The organism is Clostridium sp. LIBA-8841 (genome assembly GCF_057782475.1).
The window spans coordinates 1,333,712-1,352,716 of the sequence record NZ_CM173488.1; the positions used below are offsets into that span (position 1 = coordinate 1,333,712).

Sequence of the window (19,005 nt, forward strand, 5' to 3'; positions counted from 1 at the left end):
AAAAAGGACTTATGAAAATACTTATATTAATAAGGCTTATAAACATTTTAGAAAATAGACATTTATCAGTCTTTTAAAAATGGTTATAGGTTTCGTTAATTAGGTATTTATCTAAAGTCCTTTTTCATTTTATTCAAAATTTTATTTAATAAAGAGGTTTACTTTAAAAAAGTTTTTTAAGATGCTAAGTGTAATATTTACCTAAATTATTTATATGTTAGGTAAGAATACTTCCTCTCCTAATGGAAGTATATCGTTGTGGAATGGATTAACATTCATAAGAAAATCTATAACAACCTCATGATTATAAGTAGGATAGTATTTTCTTGCTATGTTATACCAAGTATCCCCTTCTTTTACTGTGTATTTTTTTCCATCCTCAAAAGCATTTACAGGAACTAGTAAGGTATCCCCTGATTCTAGTGAAGAAACATTACTTACTTGATTGAGAGATTTTATAATATTTAAACTAGAATTAACAGTACAAGTTTCCTTAAACTTTTTAGCAACGTCACTTAAGCTTTCATTTTCTTTAAGAGTATATTTTTCAGTTTCTAAATCATTTAAGTAAGAAGAGTAGCTTAGTGTTTTCTTGCTTTCAGATTTAGAGTCATCAGTTTTAGTTCCCTTGTTATTATTATCTACAGGTTTCTTTGAGTTTGAGTTTTCATTGGAAGTTTTCTCACTGTTTTCATTAGTCTTGCTCTTATTTGATTTCTCTTCAGTAGATTTTTCCTCTGAATTATTAGAAGTTTTCTCAGATTGCTTTTCATTTGTATATGAGTCATTTTCTTTTTGCTTTGGATCAGTTTCTTTCAATCTCTCACTTAAGTCATTTTGTGAATCTTGATTTTTATCTTTATTCTCAGAAGAAGTATCTACATCATCAGCCTCATCATAATCAGTAGGATTATTGCTTGAAACCTTCTGAGAAGTTGCTTTGTCTTTCATTAATATAGAAAAAGTTGAATATGTAAAGTAGCCTAATAAAGCTACACATACTAGTGATCCTACAAGGATCAAGGTATTTTTTTTGTTCATTTTTAATAGCCCTCCTATTTAAATTTATACTAGGATTGTTGACCAATTTTTGTAAAATATACAATAAAAAGAATCTTAAGCAAAATAATTTTCATTTGGCTTAAGATTCCTTAACAAATAATAAATTTAAGGGGAATATATTATTATATTCAAAAACAAAATATTTGATATGGATAAAAATTACTATTTTTCTTAAAAAAGCTTGATTTAGTATAAAATTAGAATTATAATGTAAACGTATTAAGATATTGGTTTATATATGTATAGATTTAATTATTAACTTATTTTTTTAGCCTTCCTGGTCGGTTTAGGGAGGGCTATTTTTCTCTGAAAATCAGCAATAGTCTAAATCATAGCCTAAAATAAATATTAAGAACTTCTTTAAGGAATCCTTCTTTCTAATCAGCAACAAAAATTCTTTCACCTTCACTTAAACTCTATAAGCATCTTAAATCTATTAAGCTTAACCTTTCTGGATTATTAAGTTTTTCTAAATCCTCTGTATTAAATTTTTTACTCATAATAAAGTCCTTTCATATATAAATTTCAAAGTTTACTTTAGTATCATAAATTTAAATTTATAAACGTCTTTTTGTAGGCTTTAAACTTTTAATGGATTATTATTGATGATTGAAGAGTTTATTATGAGTATTTAATAAAATAAGCTTAGTAATTCATTAGTCTGTGATGTAAAAATGATAAAAAGTTTAATATGATTAAGGAAAAAGGTACTAGTGAAAGTATTGTTATAAATCTACTTTTGGTAAATTTTCCTATGATGAGAAGTAGTAAAGTGATAATTAATAGTACAATAGTTTTAGTGAAATCCATGGAATAGGCCTCCTTAATTATTGGAATATTTATTTTGTAAAAATAGTTAGATTTAAAAAGAAAGCTTTAATTAAATTTAAAGTGAGTAATTTATAATAAAAAAAGAATAGTATTTTATAATTTCTTTAGAATTTTAGAGTTTTTAAAAGTTTCTTTAGAATATATAGAGAATAGTTTGAATTTAAATCTTTGTTCACAGAGAACTTTCATGTTATATATTAATTAAGGTTAACATATAAGTATATATCATGTTATTAAATTATATGAGTTAATTAGCAATACTATGAAACATAAGGTTATAAAAATAAAGTTAATTTTTATGAAATTTTATTTTATAAGATATTATGATTTAAATTTGAGAAAAAGCTTTACTTATATGAAATTATTATGGTTTAAAAAGAGATTATAAGTATTTTGAAATAGTAGATTTAGTATCAAGAGGTGAGAGAAATATTATGAGTAATATTGAGGAATTAAAAGAAGTATTTAAGGGATATGAAGTTGGAGTAAATGGATCGGAAGACATGAAAAGATGTGCCGTTTTAATACCTCTTATAAATATAGATGGGAAATATAATATTATTTTTGAGATAAGAAATAACAAGTTAAATAGTAATCCAGGAGAAATATGTTTTCCAGGAGGAGCTATGGAAGATGGAGAAAGCCCTAAGGAAGCTGCTTTAAGAGAATGTTTTGAGGAAATTGGATTAGGAAAAGAGAACTTAGAAATTATAAGTGAGCTAGATTTTTACGTTTCACCTAATAATATATTAATTTATCCATTTTTAGGTTTTGCAAAAGATACTAAAGAAGATATAATAAATAGTATTTTGATAAATAAGGAGGAGGTAGAGGATGTATTAATAGTTCCTTTAGAATATTTTATAAACTATGAGCCAGAGGTAACTTATAGTAAGATTCTGAATGTTCCAAAGGAGGATTTTCCTTTTCATAATATAATCGGGGGAAAGGATTATAAATTTAGGGAAGGAAAGTACAAAGTTATATTTTACAAGTATGATAAATATGTTATTTGGGGAATGACAGCTAGAATACTTGAAAATTTTTTAAATTTATATAGAAATTTTCATAATAATCAAAAAGCTACGAATTAAATTTTATTGAGTAATGGTAAAATGTTTTAAAATTTGATTATTAAAAACGTAAGGAGAGATTAAGTGGAGAAAATAGATTTAAATAAGAGATGTAAGGTAAATAAAGTTATTATTGCTTTTACATTTTTTATAGTCATTGGTACTTTGGGAGCAATTTGGTTTTCTACCTTTAATTATTATTATAAGGGTCTTAAAAATAATAAGATATCAATGGATAGATTACCAGTAGGTAGTTTTCAAGAGAGTCATGATTCTCCAGACAAGAGATACACCATAAATTCATATATATGTAGCTCAGGAACTTTAAATGATTGGGCTGCAAGATGTGAGTTAGTAGATAATTTAAGTGGTAATATTAAAAATATTTACTGGGATTATAAAATAGAAACAGTGGATATTAAATGGATTAATGGTAATGCTGTTTCAATAAATGGCCATCATATAAACGTTGAAAAAGAAGTATATGATTGGAGAAAAGAATAAAAAATACAAAAAAGACAAATACTCAAAGTATTTGTCTTTTTTAAATCACATTCAATAATACGTAAATAACACAAAAGTGCATTAAAAATGAAAAAATAATTAGTTTACTGATGACAAATTAAGAAAAGAGGGTGTCACCAATAAAACCTTTACATTGATTATAATATATTATTTTAAAAAAATCAAGAAAATGTTTTCAAAAAATAATAAAGATTTTAGTAATAAATTCAAAAGAATAATTTGGTATTATAATATTTATAAATGGTTTTGAGAGAAAGGAGGTTAATCCAATATGGATTATGACGTAATAGTTATTGGAAGTGGATTAGGAGGATTAACTCTAGGAAGTAGATTAGCCGTATGCGGATATAAGGTTGGAGTATTTGAAAAGCATTTTTTAGCAGGAGGATATGCTACTAACTTTAAGAGAAAATCATATAATTTTGATGTTTCTCTTCATGGACTTGGAGGATTAGATCAAGGCGGAAACTTAAAAAGAATTTTTGAGGCATGTAAAATAAATGATAAAGTAAAGCCTTTAAGAAATGAAGAGGCTTATTATATAAAGTATAATGGAGAGAACCTATGTATTCCTAATAATAAGGAAAAATACTTAAAGCTTTTAATAAGTAAATTTCCTCTTGAGGAAAATGGAATAAGAAAACTTTTTAATGCTATTGAGAGCTTTGAAAAAGGATTTAATAAGTTTATCCTAGATAAGGATGCTAAGTTCTTATCAAAAATAAATAAAGAGGTTTTCTTATTTATTAATTGGTCAGAAAAGACAACTTATGAAGTTATTAAGAAATATGTTTCAAATGAGGAGTTTATAAAGGTATTTACTGCACTTTGGATGTATTATGGACTTCCACCTAAAGAATTAAGTGCATTATACTTCTTTATTCCTTGGATTTCCTACCACAAGTATGGAAAATACTATGTTCATGGAGGAGCTCAAGTTCTTTCAGATAGCTTTGTTGAAGTTATAAAGGAGTATGGGGGAGATGTGAAGCTAAGAAGTGAAGTTGAAAGAATAATATATAAGAATGGAGAAGTAAAGGGCATATCTCTTAAAAATGGAGAAATATTTACAGCTAAAAGAATAGTATCAAATGTTAATCCTATAAGTACATATAAACTTTTACCAGAGGGTGCCTTAGAGGAAAAAGAGGTTAAGAAGATTTTTGATGAGAAGATAGGATGTACTTTATCTCAACTTTATTTAGGATTAGATTGTAATCCTAGAGAATTAAATATACCAGATGATGAAGTGTTTATTTTAGGTGATGGTTCTCATGAAGAAAATTACTTACTATCTTTAGAAGGAAGTTATGAGAAGGCCAGCTTTTTACTTACTAATTACAATGGAATGGACAAGAACTTGAATGAGGATAATAAGGGAGTTCTTACTGTAACATATATAGATAATTATGATAATTGGTCTAAGGATAGAATAGAATATAAGAAGCAAAAGGAAGAAGTAATAGAGAAAATAATAGAGAGGGTTGAAAAATATTATAAAGGGATTAAAGAGCATATTGTGGTTAAGGAGCTTGGAACACCTAGAACTATGGAAAGATATACAGGAAATCCTAAAGGAGCTGTTTATGGATATGCTCAAAGTGTAAAGCAAGCAGGAAGACATAGACTTAAAAGTACAACCTCTATAAAAAACTTAAGCTTAGTAGGTGCTTGGGTAAACCCAGGTGGTGGATATGAAGGAGCTATTTCAGGTGGAATTACTGAAGCTCAAAGAATATTAAAAGAGGATAATAATTAGAATAAGCTTTTGAGGGTTAAGGTTTTTTTTATCCATGAAAGAATAATCACTCTTAATAGGTTTAGATTTCTTATTATCATTTAATTATTTCTATAAGTAAAGAGTAAATTTATAGAAAAACAGAAAGGAAAATAGTTTATGAATTTTTTTGCTAGTTTTATTAGCTTTATAGTTTATTTGGCAAGTACTTGTGGGTATGTTGGAATATTTATATTAAATATACTTGAGTATGCCTGTTTACCATTTCCAAGTGAAGTCGTGCTTCCTGCAGTTGGGGCTAATGTGGCAAGTGGCAAATATAACATTATGTATGCTTTACCAATATCTATAGTTGGAGGAGTTATTGGTGCCTTAATAAGTTATTCAGTAGGAAAATATGCAGGGCAAAGAGTTATTGCTTTTGTTGAAAGAAAGCATAAAAAGAGTAAATTTATATTTAAAAAGATAAATAGACTATTTTCTAGATATGGAAGAATAACTGTTTTTTTAGCTAGGGTTTTACCTTTTACAAGAACATACATATCTCTTTTTGCTGGGGCAGAAAAGGTTAATAAGGGGATGTTTATTGTACTTTCAGCCATAGGAATAACAATTATGAATGTTTTTTATCTTTCATTAGGATATTTTGCTTATGATAACAAAGATTTTATAGAAAAAGCTTTAAAACATTATTCAATAGCCTTAATTAGTATTGTAGTCTTAGCTATTGGAGGATATTATATTTATAGAGCTTTAAAGGATAAGAAGCTAAAGAAAGAAAATTAAGTTTTATTGACAAGCTTTTTTTAAAAGAGTATATTAAAAATAACACAATGTGGTGTTTAGAGAGCAAAGAAGCTCCATAGGGAATCCCTATGGAGCTTCTTATTTTTTTATAAGTATATATTTTAAGAATTTGTTGATTTTTAGCTAGTACTTCAGAACTAGCTTAATTTCTTGAAAATCAAACTTATTCTAACTATATTACTTTATAAAAATCTCTTGCCCATAATTAATAAGAAGAGGGGAGCTAATAATGAATAGGTTTAAGATTAAGACAGAAATACTTTTTGGAGAAGGAGCCTTAGATTATTTAAAAGAACTTAAAAACAAAAAAGTTTTTATAGTTACAGATCCTTTTATGGTGAAGTCAGGGACTATAGAAAAATTAACTAATAACTTAACATCATCAGAGGTTGGTGTATTTAGTGAAATAGTGCCAGATCCACCAATTGAACTAGTTGTAAGTGGAATTGAAATGATTAAGGCTTTTAATCCAGATGTGGTTATTGCCTTAGGGGGAGGTTCTGCCATAGACGCAACTAAAGCAATAATAGATTTCTCAAAGAAAATAGTTGAATTAAATGAAATTAAGTTTATAGCTATACCAACAACTAGTGGTACAGGCTCAGAGGTTACTTCATTCTCCGTAATAACAGACAAGGAAAAAGGAATTAAATATCCTTTAGTTTCAGATGAATTATTACCAGACATAGCAATTTTAGATCCAGAACTTGTTAAAACAGTTCCAAATTTCATAACTGCTGACACAGGGATAGATGTACTTACTCATGCTTTAGAAGCCTATGTTTCTAAGAATGCAACAGACTTTTCAGATGCCTTGGCAGAGAAGGCTGCTACTTTAGTATTTAACTATTTACTAAAAGCTTATGAAGATGGAAACGATATAGAAGCTAGAGAGAAGATGCACAATGCTTCTTGTTTAGCTGGCTTAGCATTTAATGAGGCTTCTTTAGGAGTGAATCATGGTATTGCCCATGTTTTAGGAGGAAAATTCCATGTGCCTCATGGAAGAACTAACTCAATATTATTACCTCATGTAATAGAATATAATGCAGACATAACAGGATATAACACAAAGGATTTTAATGAGGCTGCTAAAAAATATGCTAGAATAGCTAAAATAGTTGGCTTACAAGGATCAAATACTAGAAGTTTAGTTAAAAATCTTATAAATGAAATTAAAAAGATGCAAAAACTTATGAATATGCCTACAACTTTAAGAGAGTGTAAAGTTGATATTGAAGAGGTTAATAAATTAGAGCGAGAAGTTGCTCAGTTAGCATTAAAGGATGCTTGTACAGAGGCTAATCCAAGAGTGCCAGATGAAGAGGATATAATATTAATTTTAAACAAAATTAAATAAATAGTTGTTTTTAAAGCTCCTTAAAAGATTATGGTATTTAGTTTTTTAGGGAGCTTTTATTTAAATGGTTTTCATAAGTCACTATTTTAGAAAAGGCCCAAGAAAAAGACAGTAAATTTGTTAATATGACAAAATAATATGAAAAATATATGAATATATTGACAATGAATTGATTAAAATTTATAATAAGATTATCACAAAGGTGTGATTAAGTTTTAGAGCGATGTAGCTTCTTAAGGGATTTCATTTACTCAAAAATAGGAATGAAACTTTAAGGGGCTTTTTTATTAAAGAGTTATGAAAAGGATTTAACTAGTCAATAATTTAACGTGTGAAAGTAAGGTGAGAAACATATGGGAGAAGAGTCAAAACAGAGAATTATACAAGAATATGTACCAGGGAAACAAGTTACACTTGCTCATATAATAGCAAACCCTAATGAGGATATATATAAAAAGTTAGGGCTTATAGTAGCAAAGAAAGATGCTATAGGAATATTAACTATAACGCCAAGTGAAGCATCTATAATAGCAGCAGATGTTGCTACAAAGGCTTCAGGAGTTTCATTAGGTTTTATTGATAGATTTAGTGGATCCCTAATAGTAACTGGTGATATAAGTTCTGTTGAGTCAGCCTTAAATGAAGTTTTAGATGTTTTAAGTAACATTCTAAATTTCTCATCAACTAAGATTACGAGGACTTAAGATATGAGTAGAGTAATATTTATGGGTAAGACAGGAAGTGGAAAAACAACTTTGTGCCAAGCCTTAAACAATTTAGAGATAAAATATAAGAAAACTCAATCCATAGAACTTTACGATAATGCCATAGATACTCCTGGAGAGTACATGGAGAACAGAGGGTACTACAATGCTTTAATAGTTACAGCAACAGATGCTGATATTATAGCCTTAGTTTATGATTGTACTTCAGAAGAAAATTACATTGCTCCAGGTTTTGCAAGTATATTTTGCAAAGATGTAATAGGTATTATCACAAAGATAAATCTAGCTAAGAATAAAGAAGAAATAGACATAGCAGAAGAAAGATTAAAATTAGCTGGAGTAAGTAAAATATTTAAAGTTGATACAGTAGATGGTGTGGGAATAGAAGAGTTATTTAATTACTTAAACAAATTTTAATTTGAGGTGAACTGTTAATGAAAAGAACTATAGTAATAGTCGATGATGAGCCTATTACAAGAATGGATACGAGGGAAATTTTAGAGGCTAATGGATACGATGTTGTAGGAGAGGCTTCTGATGGTTTTGAAGCAATTGAAGTTTGTAAAAAATGTAATCCTAGCTTAGTTTTAATGGATATAGATATGCCTTTATTAGATGGAATAAAAGCTAGTAAGGTATTAACTAGAGAAAAATTAGTTGGGGGCATAATATTATTAACAGCATTTGAAGATAAAAAGTATATTGAAATGGCTAAGGAAGTAGGAGCCTTTGGATATATAATTAAGCCTGTAAATGAAAAAGTATTTATTCCTACTATAGAAATGTGCTTATCAAAGGCAGAAGAATTTGATGAACTAAAAAGAGATTTTAATAAAATAAATAACAAATTAAATGATAGAAAATTAATTGAGAAGGCAAAAGGAATACTTGTTAAGCAATTAAATTCAACTGAGGATGAAGCTTATAATAGAATAAGAAAGTTAAGTATGGATAGAAGAACTACCATGGCTGAAATAGCAAAAATTATCATTGTTGGATATGAGGAATAATCAAATGATTGGAACACTGTGTAGAGAGTACACACTTTTAAGCCAGGAAGAAATAAATAAGATAAGAGAAGTTTCTAAGTCTTTACAACTTATGGCTGATTTTTATGAAAGTGATGTATTTATAGATGTTTTAGATAAAGATAAAAACTTTGCTATTGTAGTAGAACATGCTATTCCGGAGGACAAACCTTCCTTATATAGAGAAAAAGTAGTTGGAAAAAAAGCTTTAAAGGAAAATGAGCCTGGTGTTTTAGAAACTTTAGAAACTGGAACAGTTAATAAGGATATAAAGGCACTAAATCAAGAAAATAAGTTTGTAAAACAGAGAATACATCCAATTCTTCATAAAGAAAAGGTTGTAGGAGTTGTAATAGTAGAAAAAGACATTAGTAATGAGCTTGAAATTACTTTCAAGATAGACATAAGTTCTGCAAATGAAAAATCAGAATCAAAAGGGTTCTTAAAACTTTTAAAAGAAGGTACTTTAATAACAAATAACCTTCATGATGGGATTCTTGTTTTTGATAAAAAAGGAAAGCTTGTTATAAAAAATATTAGGGCTGATAACATCTATAATTGTTTAGGCTATGAGAGCATAGACTATGGAGATGATTTTGATAAATTATCCCTAGATGGAGCTAAATTTGAAGACATTTCTAGAATTTTTAATAAAAAAGAGGGTTTTAAACAGGTTAGAGAAATCCAAGTTGAAAATTCTTATTTTGAATTAAGTAGAACATTTACAAATAAAGAAAACTTAAGAGTGATAGATATAATAAAGGACATAAGTGAGGTTAAAAATAAAGAGGCTGAATTAGTTTTAAAGTCAGTAGCTTTAAAAGAAGCTCATCACAGAGTTAAAAATAGTTTACAAACAGCAGCTGCATTACTCAGAAGTCAAAGTAGACGCTGTAAAAGTGAGGAAGCTAAAGAGTATTTAGAAGAGAGTGTAAACAGAATACTTGCTATTGCCACAACTCATGATTTATTATCTAAGTCACAAGGAAGTAATATTAAGGTTAGAGATGCCTTTGAGGTACTAATAGAAAATATAAAGAAAAGTTGGTATGGAACCAATATAAACATCTATATAACAGGAAACAATTTTTATATAGGTGGAGAAAAATTAACTGGCTTGCTTCTAATAATGAATGAGCTTATACAAAATTGTTATGATCATGCATTTGGTAATAAGGAAGAGGGAATAATTCAAATTCTTATTCAAAGTCATGGAGAAGATAAGACTATAGCTGTTGTAGATGATGGATGTGGTTTTGATTTAGGGTTAGTTAATAATAATAACTTAGGATTATTCATAGTTAATAGTTATATGAAAGATCAACTAAAAGGAACTATGGATATAACTTCTAGTAAACAAGGAACTAGGGTAATATTAAATTTTAAAATTGAAGAGAATAAAGAATGTAAATAACTATGAACTGCGAGGTAGTGGTTTGAATTGAGCAAAGAGGCTTAAGGTTATAGAAAAGGAAACTTAGATTTTTAATCTAGTTTATTTCTGTAACTTTAAGCCTTTTTAGTTCTTTAAAATAAAATTTTAGCTTAAGAGAGGGTTTATTTTTTAGCTAGAACTTTAAGGACTAACTAAAAAATAAACACTTATCTAAGCTAAAGAGTTTAGTTAGAGTGTTATGAGTTGGCATAAAAAACAACAACTTATAAAATTTTTGAAAAGCATTAAGGAGGTGAAAGGGTGAGAGAAGAACTTTTAAGTGTTGGAATAGACATAGGCACAAGTACAACTCAGCTTATATTTTCTAAGTTAATAGTTGAAAATGAAGCATCAGCTTTTACCGTTCCAAGAATAAGCATTGTAGATAAGGAGATTATCTATAGAAGCGAAGTTTATTTTACGCCACTTATTTCAAATACTGAAATAGATGGACAGAGAATAAAGGAAATCATTGAAGAAGAATATAAAAAGGCTGGAATAAATAAAGATGATATTCAAACAGGTGCAGTAATCATAACTGGAGAGACAGCAAGAAAGGAAAATGCAAACGATGTATTACATACATTAAGTGGATTCGCTGGAGACTTCGTTGTGGCAACAGCTGGACCAGACCTAGAAAGTATTATAGCTGGAAAGGGTGCTGGAGCACATATTTATTCTAAGGAACATTCAACCAGTGTTGTAAATATGGACATTGGAGGAGGAACAAGTAACCTTGCACTTTTCTTAAGAGGTGAGGTGAAGGAAACAGGATGTCTTGATGTAGGAGGAAGACTTATAAAGATTAATCCAAGTACAAGAGAGATAACTTATATTTCACCTAAGATAGAAAAGATTATAAAAGAAAAAAATCTAGGACTAGAAATAGGAACTAGAGCCACATTAGAAAACCTTAAACCAATAATTGATATGATGGTTGCTTGGCTAGAAGAAAGTGTTGGTTTAAGACCTAAGGATGAATACTTTGATTACATAGTAACAAACAAGAGTATAGCCTTGGAAACAGAGATAAAATGCATATCCTTCTCAGGAGGAGTTGCAGATTATATATATTATGATGGAGAAATCCAAGACTACTTTAAATATGGCGATATTGGAATAATATTAGGACAAGCTATTAAAAACTCAGATTTATGTAAGAAGCTTAAAGTAATAAAATCCATTGAAACCATAAGAGCAACTGTTGTAGGAGCAGGTTCTCATACAACAGAAATAAGTGGAAGTACAATTACTTACACAGATGATAGCTTCCCAATAAAAAACTTACCTATATTAAAGCTTAGTCTAGAAGATGAAAGTCAAGGAGCAGAAGAATTAGAAAAAGCTCTTAAAAAGAAAATAGAGTGGTTCAGATTAGAAAATGACTTTCAAAAGATAGCTATAGCTATTAATGGTAAAAAGAACCCATCCTTTAAAGAAATACAAGAGTATGCAAAAGGTCTTGTAAATGGAATGAAGGATTTAATTAAGAAAGATGGAGAACTCATAGTAGTTGTAGAAAATGACATGGCTAAGGTTTTAGGACAAGCAATATATTCCTTACTTAATTTCGAAAAAGAAATTATCTGTATTGATGGTATTAAGGTTGAAAATGGTGATTACATAGATCTTGGAGCACCAATTGCAGAGGGAAGAGTATTACCTGTTGTTATAAAAACACTAGTTTTTAACTAATTGGAAGGAGGATAAGAAATGATTTTAAAAACAAAATTATTTGGAAAAGTCTATGCTTTCAAATCTTTAAATGAGGTTATGGCTAAGGCAAATGAAGAGAAATCAGGAGACAGATTAGCTGGATTAGCGGCTGAATCTTCAGAGGAGAGAGTAGCAGCAAAGGTTGTATTATCAAATATAACTTTAGAGGATTTAAGAAATAATCCAGCAGTTCCTTATGAAATAGATGAGGTAACAAGAATAATTCAAGATGATGTAAACGAAAAAATTTACGATGAGATAAAACACTGGACAGTATCTGACTTCAGAGAATGGATACTTGATGAAAATACAACAGGTTCTGATATAAGAAGAGTTTCAAGAGGTTTAACTTCTGAAATGGTAGCAGCTGTAGCAAAATTAATGTCTAACATGGACTTAATATATGGGGCAAAAAAGATAACTGTAACAGCTCACTGTAATACAACAATCGGTGAAAAAGGAACTTTATCAGCAAGACTTCAACCAAACCATCCAACAGATGATCCAGATGGAATCATGGCTTCATTATTAGAAGGATTAACTTATGGAGTTGGAGATGCAGTTTTAGGATTAAACCCAGTTGATGACTCAGTTGAGAGTGTTACTAAGGTATTAAAGAGATTTGAGGAAATTAAGCAAAAGTTTAAAATTCCAACTCAAACTTGTGTACTAGCTCACGTAACAACTCAAATGGAAGCTATAAGACAAGGAGCTCCAACAGACTTAATATTCCAGTCAATAGCAGGTTCTGAAAAAGGGAACGAAGCTTTTGGATTTAATGCAGCAACTATAGAAGAAGCTAGACAATTAGCTTTAAAACAAGGAACAGCTACAGGTCCAAATGTAATGTACTTTGAAACTGGACAAGGTTCAGAGCTTTCATCAGATGCTCATCATGGAGTTGACCAAGTAACTATGGAGGCTAGATGTTATGGATTCGCTAAGAGATTCCAACCATTCTTAGTTAACACAGTTGTTGGATTTATAGGACCAGAGTACTTATATGATTCAAAACAAGTTATAAGAGCAGGTTTAGAAGACCACTTCATGGGTAAATTAACAGGAATACCAATGGGATGTGATGCATGCTATACAAACCACATGAAAGCAGACCAAAATGATATAGAAAACTTAGCTGTATTATTAACAGCAGCAGGATGTACTTACTTCATGGGAATTCCACATGGAGATGATGTAATGCTTAACTACCAAACTACAGGATACCATGAAACAGCTGCCTTAAGAGAAATGTTTGGATTAACAGCTATTAAGGAATTCCAAGAATGGTTAGTAGAAATGGGATTTGTAGATAAAGATGGAAAGCTTACTAAAAAAGCTGGAGATGCATCTGTACTTTTAAGATAGGAGGGAGAAGAGAGTTATGAACGAAAAAGATTTAAAACTAATGGTTGAGCAATTAGTTAGCCAAATGGTTGGACAAGTTGATACGCAATCAATAGAAAAAGTGGTTAAGGAAGTTACTCAAAATCAATCTCAAATAGAAAGTGATGATGAGTTTATACCAGATATTACAGAAATAGATATAAAGAAACAGCTTTTAGTTGATGATCCAGCTGATAGAGAAGCTTACTTAGCTATGAAAGCTAAAACTCCAGCTAGATTAGGAACAGGAAGAGCTGGTGCTAGATATAAGACTATAACAGCTTTAAGAGTTAGAGCAGACCATGCTGCAGCTCAAGATTCAGTATTCTCAGATGTTTCAGAGGATTTTATTAAGAAAAATAAATTAATAGCTGTAAAAACTTTATGTACTGATAAGGATGAATATGTAACTCGTCCAGACCTTGGAAGAAGGTTTTCACCAGAAACAATAGATTTTATAAAAGCAGAGTGTGATAAAAATCCTAAAGTTCAAATCATGGTTGGAGATGGATTAAGCTCAGCTGCTATAGAAGCTAACTTAGAAGATATTCTTCCTGCAATAGAACAAGGATTAAAAATGTATGGCTTAGAAGTTGGACCTATATTATTCGTTAAATATTGTAGAGTTCCAGCTATGGATGCTGTAGGCGAGGCAACTGGAGCAGATGTTGTTTGCTTACTAGTTGGAGAAAGACCAGGCCTTGTAACTGCAGAATCAATGTCAGCTTACTTAGCATATAAACCAAAGGTTGGAATGCCAGAGGCTAAGAGAACCGTTATATCAAATATTCATAGAGGTGGAACAACTGCCGTTGAAGCTGGAGCTCACATTGCAGAGTTAATAAAAACAATGTTAGATAAAAAAGCTTCAGGAATAGATCTTAAATTATAAGTTTGGAGGGAATTAAGCATGAAAAATGATTTAATACGTCCTAATGTTTTAAGCGTTAAGATAATATCAAATGTTAGTCCAGAAATGGCTAAAAAATTAGAATTAGGGCCACATCACAAGAGTTTAGGATTAATCACATCTGACTGTGATGATGTAACTTATACAGCTTTAGATGAGGCTACAAAGGCAGCAGAGGTTGATGTAGTTTATGCTAGATCAATGTATGCAGGAGCTGGAAATGCTTCAACAAAGTTAGCTGGAGAAGTAATTGGTATCCTTGCTGGACCAAGTCCTGCTGAGGTTAGAAGTGGATTAAATGCTGCTATAGATTTCATAGATAGCGGAGTTGGATTTATAAGTGCAAATGAAGATGATTCAATTTGTTATTATGCTCAATGTGTATCAAGAACTGGATCATATCTTTCAAAAACAGCCGGAATAAGAGAAGGGGAAGCATTAGCTTACCTAGTAGCTCCTCCATTAGAAGCAATGTATGCTTTAGATGCAGCATTAAAGGCTGCAGATGTTGAAATGTGTGAGTTCTTTGCACCTCCAACAGAAACAAACTTTGCAGGAGCCTTACTTACAGGGTCACAATCAGCATGTAAAGCAGCATGTGATGCCTTTGCAGAGGCAGTACAATCAGTAGCTAGTAACCCAATGGGATTCTAATAGGCTAAAAATATGGGAAAAGCTTTAGGATTAATAGAATTTATAGGATATGTACCAGCCTTATGTGCTGCAGATACAGCCTTAAAAGCTGCAAGTGTTGATTTGATTGGAATAGAGAAGGTTACTGGAGGAATCGTAACTGTAAAGATTACAGGAGATGTTGATGCTGTACAAGCTGCAGTGGAGTCTGCTGAAAACTATGCAAGTAGAATTGGATGTTTTAGAAGTGTTCATGTGATTCCAAGACTTGATGATGAGGTGGAGGCTCTTTTAATAAATAACAAGGATTTAGAAAAAGAGGAAATCGAAGAAGAAATTCAAGAAGAGATTCAAGAGGGCTATGAAGAAATAAAAGAAGATACGGTGAAATCTATTTTAGAAGATACAGAATCTGAAGAAGAAAGTCCACAAGAAGATGTTGTTGAATGTATTGAAAATGTTATAGAGGAAAATCAAGAAGAGAATATTTCTAAAATAGAAGAAATAGAAGCTTGTGAAATCTCTGAAAATGAAGAAACATCAAAGGAAGCTTCAGAGGAAGTTACTGAGACAGATGAAATTATAGAAGAAAAGGAAAATGCTTCAGAGAACAAGGCTATAGAGCCTTTAGATAAAGAAGTGAATTCCATAGATATAAAAGAAATATCTAAAATGAGTGTTAAGGAATTAAAAAAGAAAATAAAATCCTTAAATATTAACATAAGTTCTAACAAGCTTAAATCTCTAAAGAAAAAAGATTTAGTAGATATACTACTAAAATATGATGAAGAAGGTGAAAGTTAATGGAATTTTTAGATAAAGACTTAGTTTCCATTCAGGAAACTAGGGGACTTATAAGGAAGGCTAAGGAAGCACAAAGCAAGTTAGCACTTATGAGTCAGCAAGATATAGATAGAATTGTCAAAGCAATTTCAGAGGCTGCTTATGAGAATGCTGAAAAGCTTGCTAAAATGGCAAATGAAGAAACAGGCTTTGGAAAATGGCAAGACAAGGTGTTAAAAAATGTCTTCGCAGCAAAGAGTGTTTATGATTCAATAAAAGACATTAAAACAGTTGGAATAGTAGATGAAGATGTTGAGAAGAGAGTTTTCAAGGTAATGATACCAGTAGGAGTTGTTGGAGGTCTTATCCCATCAACAAACCCAACATCAACAGCTATCTACAAAGCTATGATATCAATAAAAGCTAGAAATGCAATTGTTTTATCACCGCATCCAAGTGCAAAGAAATGTATTATTGAGACAGCTAAGATAATAGCAGCTGCCGCTGAGAGAGCAGGATGCCCTGAAGGAGCTATAGGATGTATAACAGTACCTTCAATAGAGGGAACTAATGAATTAATGAAAAATAAAGATACTTCATTAATATTAGCAACTGGTGGAGAAGCAATGGTTAGAGCAGCTTATTCATCAGGAACACCAGCTATAGGTGTTGGACCAGGAAATGGACCAGCCTTCATAGATAAGAGTGCAGATGTTAAGTTAGCAGTTAAGAGAATATTAGATTCTAAGACTTTTGATAATGGAACAATATGTGCTTCAGAGCAATCAGTAATAGTTGAAAAAGCTATGGAAGCAGAAGTTGTTAGAGAATTAAAAGAACAAGGAGCTTACTTCTTAACTGATGAACAAGCAAAGCAACTTTCTAAATTTGTAATGAGAGCAAATGGAACTATGAACCCACAAATAGTTGGGAAAACTCCACAAGATATAGCTAAATTAGCTGGTCTAGAAGGAATTCCTTCATGGGCAAGAGTTTTAGTTCCAAGAGAGTGCCATGTTGGACACAAGTATCCATTCTCAAGAGAAAAGTTAACAACAATTTTAACTTTCTTTGTAGAAGAGGATGTAGATGCTGTATTAAATAAATGTAAAGAAATATTACTAAATGAGGGAGCTGGACATACATTCTGTATGCATGCAAATAATGAAGATCTTGTTAAAAGATTTGCATTAGAAATGCCAGTTTCAAGAATGGTAGTAAATTCACCAGCAGCTCTTGCTGGAATAGGAGCTACAAATAACCTAGTACCTGCCTTAACATTAGGATGCGGTGCAATTGGAGGAAGTTCTACATCAAATAACATAGGACCATTAGATTTAATGAATACAAGAAATGTAGCTTATGGAGTTAGAGAACTTGAAGATATTAGAGAGTTAGCTACTGATGCTACAAGAGAAGTTGCTACAAGCCTAGAATTAGGTGAGGAGAAGGAAGAATTAATAAACTACTTAGTTAAGAAGATTATTGAAGAGCTTAAGTAAGTTGATTTTAAGAGAAACTACAAGACTTACTTAATAAAAGTCAAATTAGTTTGATATGTTTTAGTTTTAACTTAGAAATTAAGTTTAAGACTAAGGCAATATTAAAAGTCTAGAGAAAAAATCTTTAGACTCATATATAAATGTAAAGTTAAAACAATTCAAGTCAAAAAATACAAAATACTAAAAATACTTGATCAAAAAAAGGTCAATGTGAAATTTTAACCAAAAAAGTTTAAAATTAAATTAAAAACAAAATTAAAAGAATTAAGAAGGATATTTTGAGGAGGAATTTATTATGGCAAACGGAAATGCATTAGGAATGATCGAAACTAAAGGATTAGTAGCAGCAATAGAGGCTGCTGACGCAATGGTTAAAGCTGCAAATGTTCAATTAGTAGGAAAAGAACAAGTTGGTGGAGGACTAGTAACTGTTATGGTTAGAGGAGACGTTGGAGCTGTTAAAGCTGCTACTGACGCTGGAGCTGCTGCTGCAGAAAGAGTTGGAGAATTACTTTCAGTACATGTAATCCCAAGACCACACTTCGAAGTTGATGCTATATTACCAAAAGCAGCAAGAGTTGAATAATAGAAAGTTGTAATTAGGGGTTACATAAATAAGACTTAATTCAGAGGGAGTAAAAGATCCCTCTGAATTTTAAAAAAATTTTTATGTAATCCCTTTTATACATCTAATAGGGGATGTGATAAAATGGCTGTTTTGACAGAAGGTGAGGTAAGAAAAAGATTAAGCAGAGAAGACCTGAAAGCCTTAAAGGAGTTTAAGGTTGTTAAGGGAGAGATAATAACTCCATCTGCCAAATCTTATTTAGCTGAACATAATATAAATTTAGTTTATGTTAATTCTGAAGAGGAAAAATTAAATAAAGAAACAGAACCTAAAGAGATAATTAGAGAAGTCGTTAAAGAAAAAGAATACAAATATGAAACTGTTTTTGGAGCAAAGTTAGATGAAAAGCCAGAGCATATGACACATCTAACTGGAAATCTTCTTGTATTTAAAGATCATAAGAGAATAATATTCAGAGGAAAGATAGATTCTCTTGAAGCAAGAATCATAGAAACTCAAGTTATTTGTCATAAGCAGGGAATGAATAAGCTTGTGGATGACCTTCAAGAAATATTAGCTTTTACAGGTAGAATATTAAGATGTGAGGTTTTAAGTGAACCTTTAGAAGGATTTTATCTTCAAGGAATGACAGAAAAGGAGCTTAGAGAAAAATCACATAACCCTAAGAAATACTTTGGTATAGGACATGAAATGCCAACTTATGAGATGGGTGAAGTAGTGGCTGAATTAAATGTTTTAAGAACCTTAACAAGAGAAACAGAGATTTCAGCTTATGAAGCTTTTAAGGGTCAATATGGACAAGTTGAAAGAGAAGATTTAATTAGAGCTTTAAATAGACTATCCTCAGTATTTTGGATTATGATCTTTAAAGTTAGAACAGGAAAGTACGAGAAATAGGAGGAAGC

At 30.6% G+C, this 19,005-nt stretch carries 18 protein-coding genes; 17 read left to right on the plus strand and 1 reads right to left on the minus strand.

Annotated elements, in window-relative coordinates; translation table 11 throughout:
* Positions 1-210 precede the first annotated feature (210 nt).
* Complete coding sequence (locus tag AC2A4K_RS05680; protein WP_322503936.1) at positions 211-1,041, minus strand: LysM peptidoglycan-binding domain-containing protein; 831 nt, start codon at positions 1,039-1,041, stop codon at positions 211-213.
* 1,286 nt (positions 1,042-2,327) lie between these two features.
* Between AC2A4K_RS05680 and AC2A4K_RS05685 the strand changes: the two genes are divergently transcribed.
* The 17 genes from AC2A4K_RS05685 (at position 2,328) to AC2A4K_RS05765 (ending at position 18,997) form a co-directional block, all read left to right on the plus strand.
* Positions 2,328-2,987, plus strand: coding sequence for an NUDIX hydrolase (locus AC2A4K_RS05685; RefSeq protein WP_322503935.1), 660 nt, complete (start codon positions 2,328-2,330; stop codon positions 2,985-2,987).
* A 63-nt stretch (positions 2,988-3,050) separates the two neighbouring features.
* The gene (locus AC2A4K_RS05690; RefSeq protein ID WP_322503934.1) at positions 3,051-3,470 is read left to right on the plus strand and encodes a DUF5412 family protein; all 420 of its coding nucleotides are present in this window, start codon (positions 3,051-3,053) and stop codon (positions 3,468-3,470) included.
* Positions 3,471-3,762: 292 nt separating this feature from the next.
* Complete coding sequence (locus AC2A4K_RS05695) at positions 3,763-5,250, plus strand: phytoene desaturase family protein (protein ID WP_322503933.1); 1,488 nt, start codon at positions 3,763-3,765, stop codon at positions 5,248-5,250.
* 138 nt (positions 5,251-5,388) lie between these two features.
* Positions 5,389-6,015: a DedA family protein gene (locus tag AC2A4K_RS05700; RefSeq protein ID WP_322503932.1), complete on the plus strand. Its 627-nt coding sequence runs from the start codon at positions 5,389-5,391 to the stop codon at positions 6,013-6,015.
* Positions 6,016-6,265: 250 nt separating this feature from the next.
* Positions 6,266-7,396, plus strand: coding sequence for a 1-propanol dehydrogenase PduQ (locus AC2A4K_RS05705; protein ID WP_322503931.1), 1,131 nt, complete (start codon positions 6,266-6,268; stop codon positions 7,394-7,396).
* 353 nt (positions 7,397-7,749) lie between these two features.
* The gene (locus AC2A4K_RS05710; RefSeq protein ID WP_322503930.1) at positions 7,750-8,100 is read left to right on the plus strand and encodes a BMC domain-containing protein; all 351 of its coding nucleotides are present in this window, start codon (positions 7,750-7,752) and stop codon (positions 8,098-8,100) included.
* Between the two features lie 3 nt (positions 8,101-8,103).
* Complete coding sequence (locus AC2A4K_RS05715) at positions 8,104-8,538, plus strand: EutP/PduV family microcompartment system protein (RefSeq protein ID WP_322503929.1); 435 nt, start codon at positions 8,104-8,106, stop codon at positions 8,536-8,538.
* 17 nt (positions 8,539-8,555) lie between these two features.
* On the plus strand, positions 8,556-9,131 hold the full coding sequence (locus AC2A4K_RS05720) for an ANTAR domain-containing response regulator (RefSeq protein WP_322503928.1): 576 nt from the start codon (positions 8,556-8,558) through the stop codon (positions 9,129-9,131).
* 4 nt (positions 9,132-9,135) lie between these two features.
* Positions 9,136-10,563 carry a sensor histidine kinase gene (locus AC2A4K_RS05725; protein WP_322503927.1) on the plus strand — a complete coding sequence of 476 codons (1,428 nt, stop codon included), beginning with the start codon at positions 9,136-9,138 and terminating at the stop codon, positions 10,561-10,563.
* Between the two features lie 282 nt (positions 10,564-10,845).
* Entirely contained in the window at positions 10,846-12,279 is a 1,434-nt protein-coding gene (gene eutA / locus AC2A4K_RS05730) for an ethanolamine ammonia-lyase reactivating factor EutA (RefSeq protein ID WP_322503926.1), read from the plus strand.
* Positions 12,280-12,297: 18 nt separating this feature from the next.
* The gene (locus AC2A4K_RS05735; RefSeq protein WP_322503925.1) at positions 12,298-13,665 is read left to right on the plus strand and encodes an ethanolamine ammonia-lyase subunit EutB; all 1,368 of its coding nucleotides are present in this window, start codon (positions 12,298-12,300) and stop codon (positions 13,663-13,665) included.
* A gap of 16 nt (positions 13,666-13,681) precedes the next feature.
* A complete protein-coding gene (gene eutC / locus AC2A4K_RS05740; protein ID WP_322503924.1) occupies positions 13,682-14,575 on the plus strand; it encodes an ethanolamine ammonia-lyase subunit EutC in 894 nt (297 codons plus the stop codon).
* Between the two features lie 18 nt (positions 14,576-14,593).
* The gene (gene eutL / locus AC2A4K_RS05745; protein WP_322503923.1) at positions 14,594-15,247 is read left to right on the plus strand and encodes an ethanolamine utilization microcompartment protein EutL; all 654 of its coding nucleotides are present in this window, start codon (positions 14,594-14,596) and stop codon (positions 15,245-15,247) included.
* A 12-nt stretch (positions 15,248-15,259) separates the two neighbouring features.
* On the plus strand, positions 15,260-16,030 hold the full coding sequence (locus AC2A4K_RS05750; protein WP_322503922.1) for a BMC domain-containing protein: 771 nt from the start codon (positions 15,260-15,262) through the stop codon (positions 16,028-16,030).
* Complete coding sequence (locus AC2A4K_RS05755) at positions 16,030-17,511, plus strand: acetaldehyde dehydrogenase (acetylating) (RefSeq protein WP_322503921.1); 1,482 nt, start codon at positions 16,030-16,032, stop codon at positions 17,509-17,511. The genes AC2A4K_RS05750 and AC2A4K_RS05755 overlap by 1 nt, the downstream gene beginning before the upstream one ends.
* A gap of 295 nt (positions 17,512-17,806) precedes the next feature.
* A complete protein-coding gene (eutM, locus tag AC2A4K_RS05760; protein ID WP_322503920.1) occupies positions 17,807-18,097 on the plus strand; it encodes an ethanolamine utilization microcompartment protein EutM in 291 nt (96 codons plus the stop codon).
* Between the two features lie 123 nt (positions 18,098-18,220).
* Positions 18,221-18,997: a cobalamin adenosyltransferase gene (locus AC2A4K_RS05765; protein WP_322503919.1), complete on the plus strand. Its 777-nt coding sequence runs from the start codon at positions 18,221-18,223 to the stop codon at positions 18,995-18,997.
* Positions 18,998-19,005 lie beyond the last annotated feature (8 nt).

Coding starts and splice junctions, on each gene's coding strand:
- AC2A4K_RS05765 (WP_322503919.1), top strand. CDS start 18,221: ATGGCTGTTTTGACAGAAGGTGAGGTAAGAAAAAGATTAAGCAGAGAA.
- AC2A4K_RS05705 (WP_322503931.1), top strand. CDS start 6,266: ATGAATAGGTTTAAGATTAAGACAGAAATACTTTTTGGAGAAGGAGCC.
- AC2A4K_RS05725 (WP_322503927.1), top strand. CDS start 9,136: ATGATTGGAACACTGTGTAGAGAGTACACACTTTTAAGCCAGGAAGAA.
- AC2A4K_RS05715 (WP_322503929.1), top strand. CDS start 8,104: ATGAGTAGAGTAATATTTATGGGTAAGACAGGAAGTGGAAAAACAACT.
- eutL (WP_322503923.1), top strand. CDS start 14,594: ATGAAAAATGATTTAATACGTCCTAATGTTTTAAGCGTTAAGATAATA.
- AC2A4K_RS05750 (WP_322503922.1), top strand. CDS start 15,260: ATGGGAAAAGCTTTAGGATTAATAGAATTTATAGGATATGTACCAGCC.
- eutC (WP_322503924.1), top strand. CDS start 13,682: ATGAACGAAAAAGATTTAAAACTAATGGTTGAGCAATTAGTTAGCCAA.
- eutM (WP_322503920.1), top strand. CDS start 17,807: ATGGCAAACGGAAATGCATTAGGAATGATCGAAACTAAAGGATTAGTA.
- AC2A4K_RS05720 (WP_322503928.1), top strand. CDS start 8,556: ATGAAAAGAACTATAGTAATAGTCGATGATGAGCCTATTACAAGAATG.
- AC2A4K_RS05735 (WP_322503925.1), top strand. CDS start 12,298: ATGATTTTAAAAACAAAATTATTTGGAAAAGTCTATGCTTTCAAATCT.
- AC2A4K_RS05755 (WP_322503921.1), top strand. CDS start 16,030: ATGGAATTTTTAGATAAAGACTTAGTTTCCATTCAGGAAACTAGGGGA.
- AC2A4K_RS05700 (WP_322503932.1), top strand. CDS start 5,389: ATGAATTTTTTTGCTAGTTTTATTAGCTTTATAGTTTATTTGGCAAGT.
- AC2A4K_RS05710 (WP_322503930.1), top strand. CDS start 7,750: ATGGGAGAAGAGTCAAAACAGAGAATTATACAAGAATATGTACCAGGG.
- AC2A4K_RS05685 (WP_322503935.1), top strand. CDS start 2,328: ATGAGTAATATTGAGGAATTAAAAGAAGTATTTAAGGGATATGAAGTT.
- AC2A4K_RS05695 (WP_322503933.1), top strand. CDS start 3,763: ATGGATTATGACGTAATAGTTATTGGAAGTGGATTAGGAGGATTAACT.
- AC2A4K_RS05680 (WP_322503936.1), bottom strand. CDS start 1,041: ATGAACAAAAAAAATACCTTGATCCTTGTAGGATCACTAGTATGTGTA.